This window comes from Caballeronia sp. INML1 (assembly GCF_023631085.1).
Classification (GTDB): Bacteria; Pseudomonadota; Gammaproteobacteria; order Burkholderiales; family Burkholderiaceae; genus Caballeronia; species Caballeronia turbans.
Window position 1 is genome coordinate 249,667 of the sequence record NZ_JALQDT010000059.1, and the last position, 18,539, is coordinate 268,205.

The 18,539-nt window shown below is 65.6% G+C and carries 16 protein-coding genes and 1 pseudogene; 4 read left to right on the plus strand and 13 right to left on the minus strand.

Annotated elements, in window-relative coordinates; genetic code table 11:
- Window positions 1-22 precede the first annotated feature (22 nt).
- The 11 genes from NCR38_RS24085 to NCR38_RS24130 form a co-directional block, all read right to left on the minus strand.
- A complete protein-coding gene (locus tag NCR38_RS24085) occupies window positions 23-535 on the minus strand; it encodes a hypothetical protein (RefSeq protein WP_250477706.1) in 513 nt (170 codons plus the stop codon).
- A gap of 35 nt (window positions 536-570) precedes the next feature.
- Window positions 571-1,158, minus strand: coding sequence for a hypothetical protein (locus NCR38_RS24090; protein WP_061117231.1), 588 nt, complete (start codon window positions 1,156-1,158; stop codon window positions 571-573).
- 37 nt (window positions 1,159-1,195) lie between these two features.
- Complete coding sequence (locus NCR38_RS24095; protein WP_409219304.1) at window positions 1,196-1,621, minus strand: glycine zipper family protein; 426 nt, start codon at window positions 1,619-1,621, stop codon at window positions 1,196-1,198.
- A complete protein-coding gene (locus NCR38_RS34525) occupies window positions 1,524-1,952 on the minus strand; it encodes a DUF2950 family protein (RefSeq protein ID WP_409219302.1) in 429 nt (142 codons plus the stop codon). Before NCR38_RS34525 ends, NCR38_RS24095 begins: the two co-directional genes overlap by 98 nt.
- Window positions 1,953-2,000: 48 nt before the next feature.
- The gene (locus NCR38_RS24100; protein WP_143756298.1) at window positions 2,001-2,237 is read right to left on the minus strand and encodes a hypothetical protein; all 237 of its coding nucleotides are present in this window, start codon (window positions 2,235-2,237) and stop codon (window positions 2,001-2,003) included.
- Between the two features lie 165 nt (window positions 2,238-2,402).
- On the minus strand, window positions 2,403-3,074 hold the full coding sequence (locus NCR38_RS24105) for a VIT1/CCC1 transporter family protein (protein WP_061117233.1): 672 nt from the start codon (window positions 3,072-3,074) through the stop codon (window positions 2,403-2,405).
- Between the two features lie 12 nt (window positions 3,075-3,086).
- The gene (locus NCR38_RS24110) at window positions 3,087-4,082 is read right to left on the minus strand and encodes a 2-hydroxyacid dehydrogenase (RefSeq protein WP_061117287.1); all 996 of its coding nucleotides are present in this window, start codon (window positions 4,080-4,082) and stop codon (window positions 3,087-3,089) included.
- Window positions 4,083-4,123: 41 nt separating this feature from the next.
- Window positions 4,124-5,713 (minus strand): aspartate:alanine exchanger family transporter, encoded by a 1,590-nt coding sequence (locus tag NCR38_RS24115; RefSeq protein WP_061117234.1) that lies wholly within the window; start codon window positions 5,711-5,713, stop codon window positions 4,124-4,126.
- Between the two features lie 117 nt (window positions 5,714-5,830).
- Complete coding sequence (locus tag NCR38_RS24120; RefSeq protein WP_284502377.1) at window positions 5,831-7,924, minus strand: glycogen-debranching protein; 2,094 nt, start codon at window positions 7,922-7,924, stop codon at window positions 5,831-5,833.
- Window positions 7,911-10,409, minus strand: coding sequence for a glycogen/starch/alpha-glucan phosphorylase (locus NCR38_RS24125; protein ID WP_061117236.1), 2,499 nt, complete (start codon window positions 10,407-10,409; stop codon window positions 7,911-7,913). The genes NCR38_RS24120 and NCR38_RS24125 overlap by 14 nt, the downstream gene beginning before the upstream one ends.
- 141 nt (window positions 10,410-10,550) lie before the next feature.
- Window positions 10,551-13,223, minus strand: a complete 2,673-nt coding sequence (locus tag NCR38_RS24130) for a LuxR C-terminal-related transcriptional regulator (protein ID WP_061117237.1) — start codon at window positions 13,221-13,223, stop codon at window positions 10,551-10,553.
- A 138-nt stretch (window positions 13,224-13,361) separates the two neighbouring features.
- Between NCR38_RS24130 and NCR38_RS24135 the strand changes: the two genes are divergently transcribed.
- From NCR38_RS24135 to NCR38_RS24150, 4 genes and pseudogenes are all read left to right on the plus strand, one after another.
- Window positions 13,362-14,123, plus strand: coding sequence for a universal stress protein (locus tag NCR38_RS24135; RefSeq protein ID WP_061117238.1), 762 nt, complete (start codon window positions 13,362-13,364; stop codon window positions 14,121-14,123).
- A gap of 30 nt (window positions 14,124-14,153) precedes the next feature.
- Window positions 14,154-14,742, plus strand: a pseudogene (locus NCR38_RS24140) (zinc-binding dehydrogenase).
- Window positions 14,743-14,751: 9 nt separating this feature from the next.
- Entirely contained in the window at window positions 14,752-15,600 is an 849-nt protein-coding gene (locus NCR38_RS24145) for a TauD/TfdA family dioxygenase (RefSeq protein WP_061117239.1), read from the plus strand.
- Window positions 15,601-15,642: 42 nt separating this feature from the next.
- A complete protein-coding gene (locus NCR38_RS24150; RefSeq protein WP_061117240.1) occupies window positions 15,643-16,206 on the plus strand; it encodes an alpha/beta hydrolase in 564 nt (187 codons plus the stop codon).
- On the opposite strand, the gene NCR38_RS24155 is transcribed toward NCR38_RS24150, so the two are convergent.
- On the minus strand, window positions 16,187-17,431 hold the full coding sequence (locus tag NCR38_RS24155; RefSeq protein ID WP_061117241.1) for a Zn-dependent hydrolase: 1,245 nt from the start codon (window positions 17,429-17,431) through the stop codon (window positions 16,187-16,189). The two genes, NCR38_RS24150 and NCR38_RS24155, sit on opposite strands and share 20 nt — an antisense overlap.
- A gap of 50 nt (window positions 17,432-17,481) precedes the next feature.
- Window positions 17,482-18,429 (minus strand): GlxA family transcriptional regulator, encoded by a 948-nt coding sequence (locus NCR38_RS24160; RefSeq protein ID WP_061117242.1) that lies wholly within the window; start codon window positions 18,427-18,429, stop codon window positions 17,482-17,484.
- Window positions 18,430-18,539: the final 110 nt, after the last annotated feature.

Here is an 18,539-nt window from a genome sequence, read left to right on the forward strand (position 1 = left end):
TCACGCCCATGTCAGGCGCCGTTCACAGCACGTTGCGCTGGCTGGGATCGTATTTCGGGTCCGGCTGCTTCTGCGTTTGCCTGAGCACGCCCTGAGCGTCGAAATAGAAGTGAAAGAGCATATGGTCGATGTTGTTCTCTATATACCGATACGACCACACCTCACGATCCATCCGCTTGAAATAGGCCGTCTCGAACGGACGGCCGAATGCGACCAGCACGTCGTTGCGCGTCCATTTGTTGATCTCGGCCCGATAGAACTCGTTTTCCTGAAGCACTTGCCGCACACTGACCGTGTTACCCGACGCGTCGAGATCGACGGCCGTGGTCGTCGATCCCATAGGCTGCGTGGGCCACATGAGACGCTTGCCGCCATTGGGCAGGTCGTAGGTTTCCGTCGGTGGCCCGAGCTTCGCGATGATCGCCTGCTGATCCATGCCGGGTTGCACGCGCTGCTCGGGCTGCGCGCAACCGGCGAGCGCGAGCGCGACGGCGCACGCGCCATGCGTCATCGCGAATGCGAAGCGTCTTTTCATGGTCTCCCCCGCGTTGCCGTGATGCTCGTTTACGCTTATTTCTTCGTGGCAGGCTCGACGGAGATCGCGAGCGCTTCCGTATAGACCGCTTTCACCTGATCGCCCTTTTTCACGCGCTTCAGGCGGTCCGGGTCCTGCACGCGCAGGTCCACGATTTCGCCGCGCGGCCCGCGCAACGTGACGATCTTCGCATGACGATCGACGCCGATCACATCCGCGATGACCGTCACTTCCCGGCCGAGTGCGCCGCCGGGCTTCGCACCGCGCGGCGCACGCTCGGCCGTGTCGTTCTCCGAGCGTGACGCCTGCGTTTTCTTCTCGATGAGACTCAGCGTCAACGATTCCCGATACCGCGCCGTGACGACATCGCCGAGCGCGAGCTGGTCGAAGTTGCGCGCCTCGTTGGTCACTTCCAGCTCGATCACCTTGCCCGCCTGCGTTTTCAACGTGACGGTGCGCGTCGCCGGATCGATGCCGACGATCGTCGCCGTGACCTTAGCGACGCCCTGCACCGTGGCGCCGTTCGCATCGCGCGTGACGCTCACGTCGTTTTCGGGCTCGGCGGACAATGCGCTTGCGGATATCGCAAGGCACGACAAGACAACGAGACTTACACGTTTCATGATCGTGCTCCCTGTTTATATCCGCGCCGCAACGAAGTTACTGGATCGAGTAGCCGCGTCCCTGCATGCAGGCTGCCCACGCGCGGTAGTACGTGGACATCGCGCCCTGGCTCTGCGCCTGCGTGTTGGCTTCCTGCGCGCGCTTGTTCTGCCGCGCGCGCATTCCGCCCGCCATCGTGCCGGTGGCCGCGCCGATCGCCGCGCCCTTGCCCGCATCGCCCGCAATCGCGCCGATCACCGCGCCACCCGCCGCGCCGCGCGCCGCGCCGCCCACGCGCTCACCGCCGCCCACGGCCGGCCCGCCCTGCGGAGGCGGCGCCGCGGAAGCAGTCGCCGGGTCGATGCCCGTGTTGCTTTTTGCCCAGCTATAGCACGCGCCGTCGTCGCTTTGCTGTTGCTGCGCACTCTGACCTTTGGACGGGTAAGCGATCGGTTTGCTCTGTGCGACGGCATCGAGCGCCATCACGGCGATCACGATGGCGCAGCCCGCACGCAATCTCTTTGCATTCATGGTGACTCCTTCCCTGAGTTCGATAATTCAAGCCATTCAAAATTTCGGCGCTTCCGCGAAATCCGCGCCCCGGTCTTCCTTCGAGGCTTCTGCAAGCGGGCCAGGACCGCCGCGATCCAAATTCCGTGCGCTTGCGCGGACGCACCGCAATCTTTTGATACACGACGCCGTTGCTATTCACAACGAATGTCGTCGCGCCGTGCTGCGAGGGATACGCGGTCATCGCGAAGCCCGCCAGCATGCGCCCGTCGATGATATAGCCGGAGGCGCCGTCCTGGCGCATACTTTTCGCTATTTCGTGAGGATTCGAAAGTAATATCCTTGATAAGCGTCAACCGGGTTTCGATCCTTGAAATGATTCGACGATCCGGCCGATATCGGCGCTCATCTTTTTCATGACTTTCGCGCAATTGGGAAGCGCATTCAAGGCATCCGGCCACGCTTCGTTCACAGGCTGATTCGTCGCGATGGCGCGCGAGTAAAACGCGACAAGAGGCACGCGGCGATATCCGGCTACACGGACCTCTCCAGACTCAGCAATCGGAGGCGTGGGAAAACCTGTGACCAAATCAGCGTCTTCGTATTCTGTGTTGCCGTTTGTCGCTCGATGCCCGCTGACGTTTCATCCCCGCGGAAAAGGGCTCCCTCTGCAAGATATGCGAACCTTTCAGCGATTTCAAGAATGGCAACGTAGGTGTTTATTCGCTCGTTCGGCGAACGCCCCCGGTTTTGGTTATCCGCCTAAGGCGATGATCGCCATCGTCAGGAGCACGCCCAGCGCCATCATCGAAAGCCCCGCTTTCCAGCCCTTCCAGCCCGCATAGCGGCCCAGTGCAAAGCCGCAGAAGAACAACATCACGAGCGTCAGCACGCGCGAGATCAGCAACGCCGTCGGCACATGTTCGAAGATGACAAACGGCGCCGCGACGGGAAACGTCGACAGCACGATGATGATGAAGATGCCCAGCGCCGCGAGAAAGTCGTCGCGTACGAAATGCGCGCGCTCGGGCAGGCTGCCGCTTTCGGCGATGCGCCTGCGAATGGTCTCGAGATCGGCGTCGGTCACGAACGGATCGAGCGCCGTGGACACGCGCTCGCGCAATGCGCGCACGCCCGCCGCCGCGTCGCGCTCGCGTTGTATGGAGAGCGCGAGCGCATGCCTGCGCGCGCGGTCCGTGATCGTGCGCACGAGATACATGACGGCGTCCGCGAGACCCCACGCGAGATTGCAGCCCATGGCCGTGTAGAGCATCTTTCGCCCCGCGTCCTCGCCGCCCGTCGCCGCCGATACCGTGCCCACGAACGTCAGCGCCATGAAGAGGCCGAAGCACAGTTCCGACACGCGATCGACCGTGTCGAGCACGGGCTCGCGCGCGCGTTCCTTCGGCGGATTTCCGGGAGTCATCGGCGCGCGCCGCTATTTGGCCTTCACCTCGTTTTCCAGCGGCTGGTTCTTCTCGAAGGCCGTGATGCTTTGCAGCGTGGTCTCGCAGATCGTCGTCAATGCTTCACGGGTCAGATACGCCTGATGCCCCGTCACGATGACATTCGGAAACGAGACGAGCCGCTGGAAAATGTCGTCGGTGATGATTTCGCTCGACAGATCGCGGAAGAAAAGATCTGCCTCCTGTTCGTAGACATCGATCGCGAGACCGCCTAGCTGCCCGGTCTTCAACGCCTCGATGACGGCCTCCGTATCGATCAGCGCGCCCCGGCTCGTGTTGACGAGCAACGCACCGGGCTTCGCGCGCTTGAGCGACTCTGCATTGATGATGTGATGCGTCTGCGGCGTCAGCGGACAAAACAGCGCGACGATGTCCGCCCGCTCGCCGATCTCTCCGGGCGTCGCATAGTGCAGGCCGAGCGCCTCGAATGCCTTCGACGGATAAGGATCGTAGCCAATCACGTTGCAGCCGAAGCCCTGCATGATCTTCGCGAAGACGCAGCCGATCTTGCCCGTGCCGACCACGGCGACCGTCTTGCCGCACAGATCGAAGCCGATGAGCCCGTCGAGCGAAAAGTTCGAATCGCGCGTGCGGTTGTATGCGCGATGCACCTTGCGATTGATCGCGAGCAGAAGCGCAACCGCGTGCTCCGCCACCGAGTTCGGCGAATAGTTGACGACGCGCACGACCTTGATGCCGAGCTTCGCGGCGGCCGCGAGATCGACATTGTTGAAGCCCGTGCAGCGCAGTGCGACGAGACGCGTGCCGCCCTTGTGCAATGCTTCGAGCACTTCGGCATCGGCCTTGTCATTGACAAAGATGCAGACGGCGCCGTAGCCCGCCGCGAGCTCGACCGTATCCATATTGAGCGACATCTCGTGATACCTGAGCTTGTGCTTCTCGACCTTGTTCGCTTCGTCGAGATACTCGCGCTCGTAGGGCGTCGAGCTGAAGATCGCCACTTCCATGATGTTCTCCTCCGAGATTTTGACGGCATGGTGACGCAAGGCTAACCCGCGGCAAGCGATATGGCGATCTGCACGAAAAGCACTTTGACGATGGTCATCGACGGGAAGATCATCGCGTACATGATGTCGGGCTGATCGGTCGGCGCGACGCGATTGGCGAATGCGAGGATCGCCGGATTGCCGGTCGCGCCGCAGATCACGCCGACCGACGTATCGAAGGGAAGCCTGAAGATCCACAGGCAGCAGACTGCCGTCACACTCACGAGAACCAGCAGCGTGATCACGCCGTAAAGCAGCAGAAGCGGCCCGGCCGTGGCCACGGTCGCGACGAACTTGGGCCCGCAGGAAATGCCCACTTGCGCGAGGAAGATCGTGAGGCCGAGGTTGCGCAGCACGAGATTCGCCGACAACGGCATCACCCAGACGAACGGCCCGTTGCGCCGCGCCTTGCCGAGACACAGCGCGACCAGCAGCAACGCGGCGAGCCCCAGGCTGAACGCGCCGAGGCCGGGAACCGGCAGCGGAATCGCACCGACGAGCAAGCCCAGGGCCGCGCCGATGCCGAGGCAGATGAAGCTCAGATCGGCTGTGCCCTTGATCGAATCGCCGAAGAACGTGCGCATCGTCGCCTGATGCGCGCGATTGACGAGCAGGCCGACGCGGTCGCCCGCTTCGAGGATCAGATCGGGTGTCGAGAGCATGTCGGCGTCGCCGCGGCGCACGTGCGCGATCGCGCAGTTGACGCCATCGGGAAAGCGAATATCGCCGAGCGCCATGCCGACGACCGCCGGATTCGACGCGAACACCCGCATGTAGTCGAGGTCTTCGCGATGACTCGTCATCCGTCCCGGCTGCAACTCGCCGCACAGCGTGGCGGCTTCGTCGAGCAGGCGGCGGTCGGTGGCCGTGGCGAGGAGCACATCGTCGGCGCGCAGCGTGAAATCGGCCGTGGGCAACTGATTGTGATGCGCGCGCCGCACCGCGGCGATCGCCACGCCGGAAGGCAGACGACGAGTAAGCTCCGCCAGCTTCAGACCGACGAAGTTCGCGTTTCTCAGCGCGATCTCCGCCGATTCGATCAACTTCGCCGGCGGCTTCTGAATCTTTACTTTCAGCGCCACGCTGAGCAGATAGATGAACAGGATCGGACCGGCAACGCCGAACGGATACGTGATGCTGTAGGCCACGGCTGCATCGTTGCTTTTCATCGATGCGATCGCGACCTGCAGGCTCGCCGTGCTGGTTCCGCTGCCGGCGAACATGCCGAGCGCATCGGCGAGCTTGATGCCGAAGTGTATGAAGGCGCAGGAAACGAGGCCCGAGACGACCACGCCGATGCACGCCGCCGCGTTCGCCTTCGCGCCCTCGCGGCTTGTCAGCCCGTGAAAGAACTGCGCGCCATACTGAATGCCGATGCCGTAGAGAAACAGCAGCAGCCCGAGCGTGCCGAGCAACGCCGGGGGCGCGGACTTCGGCGCGAATGCACCGATCGCGAGCCCGACGAACAGAACCGCGCCGGAACCGAGCGCCACGCCTTTGATGTTGATCTCGCCGATCAGATAACCCAGCGCAATCGTCAGGAAGAGCGCGAACAGCGACTGATTCTCGAGGAAGGTCCTGACTGCATCCATGCCGCCTCCTGTGGGTAGACAAAGCAACTCAGCAGTACACGAATATTAAAGGCGCTTTGCGCGGCGCAGTCCAGCATCACCGCGTAATCGACGCACGATCAACATGCAACCGATGCATCAATCCGATTCGAGCACGACGACGCTGCGTGCGCCGGCCCGGCACGCGCCGCGTTCGATCGCCGCCGTTTCGACATCCGGAACAATGTCCCTGGGCGATTCGGCCGACGTATCCACGATACGCCGCCAGCTCCGGTTGTCGAGGACGGGCAGCGCGACATCACGCGGCTCGTCGTGCATGTTGAAGACGATGTGCAGCATCGGCTCGCCCGCCGCCTGTCCAGCGAGTGTGAACGCCACGAGGCGCGCGCCCGGGTCATGCCACGCGGGCGCGTCGAGCCGTTCGCCGTGCCATGCGACATCGGGCTGCGTTTGCCCGTTCGCGGGTTGTCCTGTCAGAAAGCGCCGGCGGCGCAGGCTCGCGTGACGCTTGCGCAGCGCGATCATCTCGCGCACGAAGCGCAGCATGGCGCGGGCGTTGTCGGAGAGCTCCCAGTCGATCCACGAGAGCGCGTTGTCCTGACAGAAGGCGTTGTTGTTGCCGCGCTGGCTGCGCAGGATTTCGTCGCCGGCGAGCAGCATCGGCACGCCCTGGCTCAGAAGCAGGATCGCCATGAAGTTGCGCGCCTGTCGAAGCCGCAGGCCGATGATCGCCGGGTCGTCGGTCGCGCCTTCCGCGCCGCAGTTCCACGACAGATCGTCGTTGCTGCCGTCGCGGTTGTCCTCGCCGTTCGCCTCGTTGTGCTTGGCCTCGTAGCTCACGAGGTCGTTCAGCGTGAAGCCGTCGTGACAGGTCACGAAGTTGATGCTGTTCGCAGGCAGCCGGCCATCGCTCTGATAGAGGTCCGCGCTGCCCGCGATGCACGTGCACACCTCGCCGACGATGCCCGGATCGCCACGCACGAAACGCCGGATCACATCGCGGTAGCGCCCGTTCCATTCGGTCCACGCCATGCCGGGAAACGAGCCGACGTGATAGAGGCCGCCCGCATCCCAAGCCTCGGCGATCAGGGGCACGCGCGCCAGCACCGGCGAAGCTTCCATCGCCCACGGTAAAGGCGGCGTGCCCAACAACTCGCCGTTCTCGCCGCGCACGAACACGCTCGCGAGATCGAAGCGGAAACCGTCGACGTCCAGTTCGCGAACCCAGTATTCGAGGCAGCGCAAGATGAAGGCCGATACCAGCGGATGATTGCAGTTGAGCGTGTTGCCGCATCCGGTGTAGTCGCGGTAATGTCGCCCGTCGTTCGCATCTATCTGATAGAAGGTCTCGTTGGCGAAGACCTTGAAATGAATCACCGGTCCGTTCTTGCCCGCCTCCGACGTGTGATTGAACACGACGTCGAGCAACACGCGGATGCCCGCCGCGTGAAGTGCGTCGACGAACGCGCGGAACTCCTGCGGCGCGCACGCGGGCTCCACGCAATAGCGCGGATGCGGGCTGTAAAAGCTGTGCGTGCTGTAGCCCCAGTAGTTGCGCAGGCCACGCGCCGCGGCGGAAGCGGGAATGTCCTGTTCGTCGAAGGCCATCACCGGCAGCAGTTCGACGTGCGTGACGCCGAGCGCCTTCAAATAAGGAATTTTCTCGATGAGACCCGCGAACGTGCCGGGATGACGCACGCCGCTCGACGGATGCCGGGTAAACCCGCCGACGTGCAGCTCGTAGATGATCGCCTCGTCGAGCGTGCGAACCTCGACGTCGTCGTCAGGGCGGCCGAGCGGCTCCGTGACGATGCCCCGAAGGGACGCGTGCCCCGCCGCATGCGCGTCGGCGGCATGCTGACGATCATAGAAGCGGTCGCTCACGCCGCGCGCCTGCGGATCGATCAGTTCCTTGCGGCTCGCGGCCTCGTCGCTCATCTGCGGCACGCCGAGGGGACCGTATGCGCGCCACGTATAACAACTGCGCAACGGAAGATCCTCGACGAACACATGCCAGAAGAGATACGTGCGGTTCGCGTCGCCCGACAGCGCGATGACCTGAAACGGCTCGGCACTTTCTTCCGATGCGTACAGCAGCAGCTCGACGCGCGTAGCGCGCCGGCAGAACGCGCAGAAGTTGACGCCGCCCGGCATGACCGTCGCGCCGATGGGAAAGCGCGAGCCGGGCTGCGTGCGATAGATCCTTTGCGCGTGCGCTTCAGGACTGAGCAAGATCGATCCTCACCGGATGCGTCGTCCAGATGCGCTCGCAATATTCGCGGATCGCGCGGTCCGACGAGAACTTGCCCGAGCGTGCCGAATTCATGATCGACATGCGCGTCCATTGCCGCGCATCGCGCCATGCTTCGCTCACGCGGTCCTGACACGCGACGTAATCGGCGAAATCGGCGAGCACGAGGAAGGGATCGTGTTGCAGCAGGCTATCGACGAGCGGGCGGAACATCTCCTTGTCCCCGCGCGAGAAGCGGCCTTGCGCGATCTCATCGAGCGCATCGCGCAAGTCATCGTTGCCCTGCGCGTAGTCCGCAGGCCGATACCCCGCGCGCTTCAGCTCGTCCACTTGCTGCGCGCTGAGGCCGAAGAGGAAAAAATTCTCCGCGCCCGCTTCCTCGCGAATCTCCACGTTCGCGCCATCCAGCGTGCCGATCGTCAATGCGCCGTTGATCATGAATTTCATGTTGCCCGTGCCGGACGCCTCCTTGCCCGCCGTCGAAATTTGCTCGGACAGGTCCGCGGCGGGATAGATCCAGTGCCCGTTCTTCACGTTGAAGTCGGGATAAAACACCACTTTCATCCGGCCTTTGAGGCTTGCATCGTTGTTCACGACTTCCGCAATGCCGTTGATCAGGCGGATGATGAGCTTCGCCATCGCATAACCCGGCGCGGCCTTTCCGCCGAAGATGAAGCAGCGCGGCGCCGTATCGAGATCGGGATTGCGGCACAGGCGCCGATAGAGACTGATGATGTAGAGCGCGTTCAGATGCTGACGCTTGTATTCGTGGATGCGCTTCACCTGGATGTCGAAGAGCGCGCCCGGATCGACGTCGATGCCGGTCGTATTCCTGATGCGCGCCGCGAGCGCAGTCTTGTTGTCGCGCCGGATCGCGCGCCATGCGTCCTGGAAGGCGGTGTCGTCGGCGTGGGCCGCCAGCGCGTCGAGTCGTGCGAGATCGGTGCGCCAGCCGTCGCCGATCGTCTTATCGAGAAGGCGCGCGAGCCCCGGATTGCTCAGCATCAGAAAGCGGCGCGGCGTGACGCCGTTCGTCACGTTAAGGAAGTGCTCCGGGAACATCTCGGCGAAATCGCGCAGCACGGTCTGCTTCAACAGGTCCGAATGCAGCGCCGCCACGCCGTTGACCGCATGACTGCCGACGGTCGCGAGATTCGCCATGCGCACTTTCCTGTCGCCGGTTTCGTCGATGAGCGACATGCGCTTCACGCGCTCTTCGTCGCCGGGATACTGGCGGCGCACGTCATCGAGGAAGCGGCGATTGATTTCGTAGATGATTTCGAGCGGGCGCGGCAACAGGCTCTGAAAGAGCGGCAGGCCCCATGTTTCGAGCGCCTCGGGCAAGAGCGTGTGATTCGTATAGGCGAAGGTGCGCCGCGTGATGTCCCACGCCGCATCCCATGAAAGCAGACGCTCGTCGATGAGCAGGCGCATCAGCTCCGCCACTGCGACCGAAGGATGCGTATCGTTGAGCTGCGCCGCGAAAAGGTCCGCGAACTGGTCGATCGACGTGCCCTTCGCGTCCATCATGCGCAGCATGTCCTGAAGCGAGCAGGAAACGAAGAAATACTGCTGCGCGAGACGCAGTCGCTTGCCGGCCTCGGGTTCATCGTTCGGATAGAGCACTTTCGAGAGCGTCTCCGAGACGACCTTTTCCTCGACGGCCTCGTAGTATTCGCCCGCGTTGAAGTCCTGAAAATCGAAAGACTCGACCGCCTCGCTTTTCCAAAGGCGCAGGATGTTGCACGTATCGACGCGATAACCCTGCATCGGCATGTCGCATGCGACGCCTTTCACCTGGCGCCGCGCAATCCAGCGCACGCGCAGCCTGCCATCCGCATCCGTTTCGCTTTGCGTGTGTCCGCCGAAAGACACGTATTGGCTGATATCGGGGCGGACGATTTCCCACGGGTTGCCCTTTTGCAGCCACTTGTCGGTGGTTTCCACCTGCCAGCCGTCGCGGATCTCCTGATCGAAGATGCCGAACTCGTACCGTATGCCGTAACCCATAGCCGGGATTTCCAGCGTCGCGAGCGAATCCAGATAGCACGCGGCGAGGCGCCCGAGGCCGCCGTTGCCGAGCCCCGGCTCTTCTTCGATGGCAAGCAGCTCGTCCAGATCGTGACCGAGCGCGTGCATCGCTTCGCGCGCTTCGGCTTCCATGTCGAGATTGAGCAGGTTATTGCCGAGCTGCGGGCCGATCAGGAATTCGGCCGACAGATAGCAGGCGACCTTGACGTCCTTCGCCGCATAGACCTTCGTCGACGCGGCCCAGCGCGCGAGCATGCGATCCCGCACGCTGTACGCGAGCGCCATGTACCAGTCCTGCTGTGTCGCGATGTCGGGATAACGCGCCTGACGGCAGATGAGATTCCTCATGACGTCGTGCTGGAACGCATAGCCGGGCACGTCGCTCGCGGCGGCTTTCGCGTTCGCGACTGCATCGGTTGCGGAAACATCGCTCATGGCCGTCCCCCGTTCGGTTCATCACACTGAGCAAGGATATGTTAGGCGGCGGGGATTACAAGCGGCACGCGCGTTGCATCCACGCGTGCCGACAGCTTCATTGTTTCGATTCGCGCAATCGGTACACCGGGCCGTGGAGCGCTATTGCACGCCTTCGAGCAAGCCGAGCGCCATGGCGCGGCGCACCGCGTGCTTGCGCGAACTCGCGTCGAGCTTGCCGAAGAGATTCTTCAGATGCCACTTGACGGTGCCTTCGCCGACCGCCGCCGCGAGCGCAATTTCCTTGTTGCTCAGGTTGCGCGCGAGGAGTTCGAGAATCTCGCGCTCCTTCGGCGTGAGGATCACGCTCGGCAACGCGCGCGGGCCGCCCTCGCCGGAACGCGGCGGCACGCGCACGACATGCGGCGGCACGACGGGCCGCTCGCCCGGATTCACGTCGCCGGCTTCGCTCAGGCGCCGCGCCCAGTCCGCGAGCGCCGGATGCGCGTCGATCAGCACGCGCCCGAGGTGATACGTGCGCGCGAGGTTCAACGCTTCGAGAAACGGCGCGTGCCCTTCGCCGTTCGCCCGTTCCTGCGCGAACGCGCGCAAGGCCATCAGTTCGATGCGCTGGCGGCCGAGCTTCATCGTCGCGGCGAGCTGTTCCGCGTGCGCGAGCGGTTCGATGGCGGCCTGCCAGTCCTCCCGCGCGAGCGCCGCGCCGCCGTGCGCGGTCGACTGGAGCATGTGCATCGAGCGGCACCAGATCGGCCCGCGCGTCGCGCCGTGTTCATCGACGATCGCATCGATGCGCTCGACGAGCGCGTCGCAGGTCTGTGCGCGGTAACGGCCCGCGTGCGCCCGCACCTGCTCGGCAAGGCTCGTCGCGCAAAGACGCGGCAGGTTGCGCGCGACGCCCATCGCGTAAAGCATTTCGAGCAGATCGAGCGCGCGATGCTCGTCGCCGCGCACGGCCGCGATGCGCGCCGCCGTGCGGTAGGCGAGCATGACCGTTTCGGGCATCGCAGCGTGCTCGAGCACGTCGAGGCGATTGGCGAGCAGCGCGCCGGCCTCGTCGATGCGATCGTCCTCGTAGGCGATCGAAGCGCACGTCGCCGCGAACATGCACGTCAGCGGATGACGCCGCCCGAGATCGTCTTCGGCGCTCGCGAGCGCGGGCAGCAGCACGCTTTCGGCGAGCTTCACCTGTCCTTCCTGCAGCCACGTCAGGCCGACCATGTGATCGCCCCAGCGCACGACATAGCCGAGCCCCTTGCCGGTCTGCGCGCGCGTCACCGCCTGCTGGAGCCTGCGCGCCTGCGCGGGCTCGCCGAGCAGCATCGCGCGGGCGGCGAGGCGGTTCGCGTGCGCCTGCGCGAGCCATGAATCCTTCGGAGGCGGCGTCTGCGCCCACGGCTCGAAGAGCGCCAGGAAGCGGTCGGGATCGTCGGCGTACCATGCGGCCGCGCTCAGGATCAGCGCGCATTCGTAGCGCAGGGCGTCGTCGGCGCCCTGCGACGCCAGCACGCGCTCGACCTGACGCTGCGCCTCCTGATGACGTTCGCCCAGCGCGAGCGCCCAAGCGACGGCAAGGCACAGGCGCGGGCGTTTTTCCAGTTCGTCTTCCGGCAGGCGCTCCAGCCAGTCGAGCACGGTGCCGAGCTGGCCTTGCTTCACGGCATCGTGCAGCGACCGTTCCGCGAGTTCGTATGCGTGCTCGCGCTCGCCCGCCGCGTGCGCGTGACGCGCCGCCTGTTCGAGCATGCCGCGCGCGCCGAGCCAGCGCGCCGCACGCCGATGCAGCGCCGCGCGTTCATCGTCCGGAAGTGCGGTGAGCCGCGCCTGCAGCACGTCGCGCGCGAGCGGATGCATGCGGCACCAGTCGCTTGCTTCCGCCGAGACGAAGACGGGCGTGTCGCGCACGAGGCGCGCGAGACGCTGCGGCGCGTCCGCGGCGCCGGTCAGGCCGGCGCACAAATCGGGATGCAGCACGTCCACCACGCTGATGTCGACGAGAAAGCGCTCGTCGTCGGATGAAAGCTCGCTGAGCAGCGCCGCGACGAGCGGCTCGCGCAGGCCGCGCGGCCCCGCCGCGAGATTGTCGAGCGCCGCGCGCGGGTCCTGGGCGCGCGCCATCGCGGTGAGCGCGAGTTGCAGGCCGAGCGGCCAGCCATCGGTGATTTCGAAAAGGCGCGCGGAAGCATCGGCGTCCACGCGCCCGCCGAAGCGCTGCGTGACGAGCGCGATGGTGTCATCAACGCGAAAACGCAGCGCCTCCGGGCCGATGAGCTCCGCCTGCCCGTACGCGAGCAATTCCGCCGCCGGCTTGTCGAGCCCCTGACGCCCCGCCGCCACGATGCGCAGATTCTGCGGCGCGTTGTGCATCACGTAGTCGAGCATGTGTGCGCCCGAGGCGGGCAGCCGGTCGGCTTCATCGACGATCAGCACGACATCGAGCGATAACTGCGCGAGTTCGGCGAGCCACGCGGTGGCGAGTTCGAACGCGCCGGGCGCGCCCGGACTTTCGGCGATGAACCGCCCGAAGCCCGGACGCGCGCAGCCCGTGCGGATGGCGTGGACGAGCGCGCGCAGAAAACGCTCGGCGTCGTCGCGCTCGTCGGCGAGCAGCCACGCGACGGCCGCGCCGCGCGCCAGAAACTCGCGCCGCCACTGCGCGAGCAACGAGGTCTTGCCGTATCCCGCGCCCGCCTGCACCAGCACGATCTGGCTGCGGGCGCTTTCCGCGTTCAGGCGCGCACGCGCGAGCAGGCCCGACGGCGCGCGCGGCGCCATCGTCTTCAATACGAGTTCCGTGGAGGGGGAGTCGGTGGTCATCGGTCGATTTTTGTAATGCGCCTAGCATGGTTCGGATGGCGCACACGCGTCAAGCCCCCTCCCGCCGCGAGAGGGGCGCGCACGCGATGCGCGCACTACGATGCCCTCATCCGTGAAACTGCAAGCCGAAGGACCACCATGTACCGACATCTGCTCGTGCCCATCGAACGCAGCGACGCGTGCGTCGAGGCGATCGGCCATGCGGCCGAGCTCGCGCGATCGCTCGGCGCGCGCATAACGTTCTTGTGCCCGCAGGCGGGCGCGAGCGACGATGCAGCGCAGCATAGGCAGGCCGCGTCGCTATTGGCCCGCGCCGAAGCCGCGGCGCGCGCACAGGGCGTGCCCGCGTCGGTGCTGACATCGCATGGCAGGGCGGCGTTCGAAGGCATCGGCGGGCAGGCGGCGCGCGAGTACGACCTCGTGTGCATCGCGCACGGCGGGTCCGTGCCGCCCGTGCCGGGCGTCGCCGTGCTCGTGTGCCCGCGCGACGCCCGCCCGATGGTCGAAAAGGCGGTCGGCGCATTGCTCGCCGTGCATCGTGCGCGTTCGGATGCCTACGACGATGCGCTGCGCATGGCGCGCCCCGATGCCCGCACGATCGAGCGTCTTCGCGAAGCACATGGCGAAGAACACGCGCTGACGATGGCGTTGCGCGAGCGGACATCGTCGCTCGATGCCGAACTCGACGAACTCGCGCGCCTCGCCGGGCGCGAAGCGGCCCTGCTCGCGCGCATCGCGGAATCGGTCACGCACGACGGGACCGCCGGCGACGACACATTGCATGCGTGCGCGCGCTTCGCGTGGGAACGCATGGGACGCATCGAAGGCGTCGTGCTGCCGGCCGCGCGCCGTTATTTGCGCGACGAAGACTGGAGCGCGCTTGCCGGCGCCCCGCGCTGAACGTAACGAACGACACCGCAGACGAACAGAATGGCCCGTGCGATCCGCTTTCACGAAACCGGCGGCCCTGAAGTCCTGCGCTGGGAAGCGGTCGGCGTCGGCCAGCCCGCACCGTTCGAGGTGCGTCCGCGTCATGAAGCCGTCGGACTCAACTTCGCGGACACCTGCTTCCGCTCGAGCCTCCATCCGCTGCCGCTGCCCTCGGGCATGGGCGTGGAGGCCGCGCGAACGTCGCGCATCTGAAGGAAGGCGATCGCGTGACCTACACTGGATTCATCGACGCGAAGACGTCGCCGCGCGCGTGCGCGAACTGACCGACGGCAAAGGCGTGAACGCCGTTTTCGACAGCGTCGGCAAGACGGCCTTCGACGCATCGCTCGATTCGCTCGATTCGCTCGCGCGGCAAGGTCTGATGATGTGGGTCGGCACGGCATCGGGGCCGGTTGCGCCCTTCGATCCGCAGCTGCTCGTGAAAAAAGGCCCGCTATATCTGACGCGTCCGGCGCTCGCCGATTACATCGCCGATCCGGCCGAGAAGAACGCGCTCGCCGATGCGCAGGACGCGCACCGCGATGTCGAAGCGCGCAAGACCACGGGTTCGTCCGTGTTCGTCGTCTGAGGAGACAACATGCATATCGAGCAGCTCACTTGCGCAATCGGCGCGGAACTGACCGGCGTCAATCTCGCCGATGCCATTCACGACGACGCGCTCTTCGCCGGAATCCGCCGCGCGCTGCTCGCGCATCGCGTGCTCTTTCTGCGCGATCAGGAGATCACGCGCGCCGAGCATGTCGCGTTCGCGCGGCGCTTCGGCGAGCTGGAGGATCATCCGGTCGCGGGCAGCGATCCCGAGCATCCGGGACTCGTGCGCATCTACAAGTCGCCCGATCAGCCGAACGACCGCTACGAGAACGCGTGGCACACGGACGCGACATGGCGCGTCGCGCCGCCTTTCGGCTGCGTGCTGCGCTGCGTGGAATGCCCGCCGGTCGGCGGCGACACGATCTGGGCGAACATGGTGCTCGCATATGAGAATCTGCCCGCGCATGTGAAGGAGCAGATCGCGGATCTGCGCGCGCGGCACAGCATCGAGGCGAGCTTCGGCGCGGCCATGCCGATCGGAAAGCGTCTCGCGCTCAAGGCGCAGTTTCCCGATGCCGAGCATCCCGTCGTGCGCACGCATCCGGAAACCGGCGAGAAGGTGCTGTTCGTGAACGCGTTCACGACGCATTTCACCAACTATCACACGCCCGCGCGCGTGCGCTTCGGGCAGGACGCGAATCCCGGCGCGGGGCAGTTGCTCGCCTATCTGCTGAGCCAGGCCTGCATACCGGAATATCAGGTGCGCTGGCGCTGGTCGAAGAACAGCATCGCGATCTGGGACAACCGCAGCACGCAGCACTACGCGGTGATGGACTATCCGCCATGTCATCGCAAGATGGAACGTGCGGGGATCATCGGCGACGTGCCTTTCTGACACTTCCGGCTGACATTCACTGACCGACAAGGAAATCACCGCATGAACGCATCACCGGACGCGCCGACGATCCTCATGGTTCCCGGCCTGCGCGATCACGTCGAAGACCACTGGCAGACGCATTTCGCCAAGGCCCATCCGAACGTGCGCACCGTGCCGCCGCTGCAACGCGACAAGCTCGATCGCAGCGCGCGCGTCGCCGCGCTGGAGGCCGAGCTGTCGCACATCACCGGGCCGGTCGTGCTCGTCGCGCACAGCGCCGGCGTGATGATCACCGTGCACTGGGCGCGGCAGCACCGGCGCGAGATTCACGGTGCGCTCCTCGTCACGCCGCCCGATTTCGATGCGCCACTGCCCGCAGGCTACCCGACGCCCGATGAGCTTCGCCTGAACGGATGGCTTCCCACTCCGCGCGAGCGCCTGCCGTTTGCGTGTGTCGTCGCGGCAAGCCGGAACGATCCGCTTGCGCGCTTCGAGCGCGTGGCCGGCATGGCAGATGACTGGGGCGCGCGGCTCGTCGATCTCGGCGAGGTCGGCCACATGAATCCGGCGTCGGGATTCGGCGTATGGCGCGAGGCGGAGCGGTTCATCGCGGAGATCGGCTGACGAGGTCGCGCAGCATGTCCGCCGCCGCCCGCGCCGCCACTTCGCAACCCAGCACGATATGCGCCTCGGCCGTATCTTCGATGAAGTCGTGACTGACGCCGCCGATGCTCGGCACGAACAGCATGCACGCCGGCACGTGATGCGCGATGACCTGCGCATCGTGCGACGCGCCGCTCGGCATGCGCTCCCACTGACCCGGCGCGAGCGCTTCGGCCGCGTTCGCGAGATGCGCCTGCAACGCGGCATCCATCGTCACGGGCTCTTCGGGCGGCTCGCTGTCCGTCATGGCGACGCTCGCACGGCCTTCGGCGTTGAAGTCGCAAATCAGTGAGGCGAGCGCGGCTTCCATCGCGCGCAGACGTGCGGCGCTGGCGTCGCGGAATTGCAGGTAAAGGTCCGCCGCGCCCGGCACCACGCTGAACGAGCCCGGATCGAGCTCGATGCGCCCGACCGTCCACACGGTATCGGCATCGGCGAGCTGGCGGAACGCTTCGTCCATGCGCGCGATGAACGCGACGAGCGCCGCGCCCGCGTCGCGGCGAATCGACATCGGCGTGGTGCCGGCGTGATTGCGCTGACCCGTGAAATGCAGCTTCAATTCGCGAATGCCCACGATGGTCGTCACCACGCCGATCGACTTCCCGTGTGCTTCCAGCCGTCCGCCCTGCTCGATGTGCGGCTCCAGATACGCTTTGTGCCGTGTCTTGTCGATGCGCACGCGCGCGGCTTCGGCGAGTCCGGCCTGCTTCAGCGCATCGCCGAGCAGCACGCCTTCGCGATTGCGCGCGCCGCGCACGGCGTCATCGACATTTTCGCCGACGAAGCTGCGGCTGCCGAGAAAGCCCGAGAACGTGCCTTCTTCGTCGATCCACGATGCGACGTCGACCGCGAAATGACGCGTCTGCCCGCATTCGGCGAGCGCGCGTGCGATCTCCAGGCCGTAGACGACGCCGAGCGCGCCGTCGAGCCAGCCGCCCGTCGGCTGCGTGTCGGTGTGCGAGCCGATCAGGAGCGCCGGCCCCGCGTTGCGCGAGCGGCCGAACACGGTGCCGACGCCGTCGATGGACGCGCTCAGGCCCGCGTCGTTCATGCGGCCGGCGAGCCAGCGGCGCGCGGCCATGTCGACCGGCGACAGCGACAGGCGCACGACGCCCGGGCCGGTCGCGCCGAACGTGCGCAGATGCTTGAGGTCGCTCAGCAGGCGGTCGGGGTTTATGTTCGACACAGCTTGTCCTTGACGTTGACGTTGACGTTGAGTACGTGAAAAGCCGAGTATCAGACCGACGCCCGCGCCTCGCGCCGCACTTCCTGCGGCGGCACGCCGAAGCCGCGCATGAACGCCTCGCGCATATGCCGCCGGTCCCGGAAACCCGTTTCCTGCGCAATCGTTTCGAGCGAATGACGGCTCTTTTCGATCATCAGGCGCGCCGCTTCCAGCCGCAAACCCTCGATGGCCTTCGCCGGCGATTGCCCCGTCTCCAGCGTGAACACGCGGCTGAACTGGCGCGGGCTCAGATGCGCCTCGCCCGCGAGCTCCTCGACCGTCAACGGCCGGTTCAGGTTCTTGCGCGCATAGTTCAGCGCGTTCTGGATGCGGTCCGACTTCGGCGCGAGATCCAGCATTTCCGAATGCTGCGACTGGCCGCCCGCGCGCCGCTGATGCATTACGAGCTTGTGCGCGACAGAGCGCGCGATCTCCGCGCCGAGATCCTTTTCCACCATCGCGAGCGCGAGATCGAGGCCGGCCGTCATGCCCGCCGACGTCCAGATCGGCCCATCGACGATGAAGATGCGGTCTTCCTCCACGCGCACATCTGGGAAACGCTGCTGCATCTCCCGCGCGTAGGCCCAGTGCGTAGTCGCGCGGCGGTTTGCGAGCAAGCCCGCTTCGGCCAGCACGAAACCGCCCGTGCAGATGCCCGCGATGCGCCGCGCGCGCTTGCCGGCGCGGCGCAGAAACGTCACGACGTCGGCGGGTGCCGGCGTCATGAGCGGCTCGTTGACGCCCGCCGCGATCCACGTGTCCACTGCGGTACGCGGGGTGATCGGCCGCGTGTTCACCTTCATGCCGAGCGACGAGCGCACTTCGCCGCCCGCCGTCGAATGATTTTCGATGCTGTAGAACGCTTCGCCCGCGGTGATGTTCGCGTACTCGAACACCGATTGCGACGCGAGCGCCATCACCTGAAAGCCTTCGCTCAACAAATAGCCGACGCGATGCATGTCCGTTTATCCGCCTCGATGTCCTGAATCCGTACCTTATACGTCATTTGCGCCACCGTCAAACCGGCCCACAATTCACTCACGCAACCCCACCTTTTCCTGACGGAGTG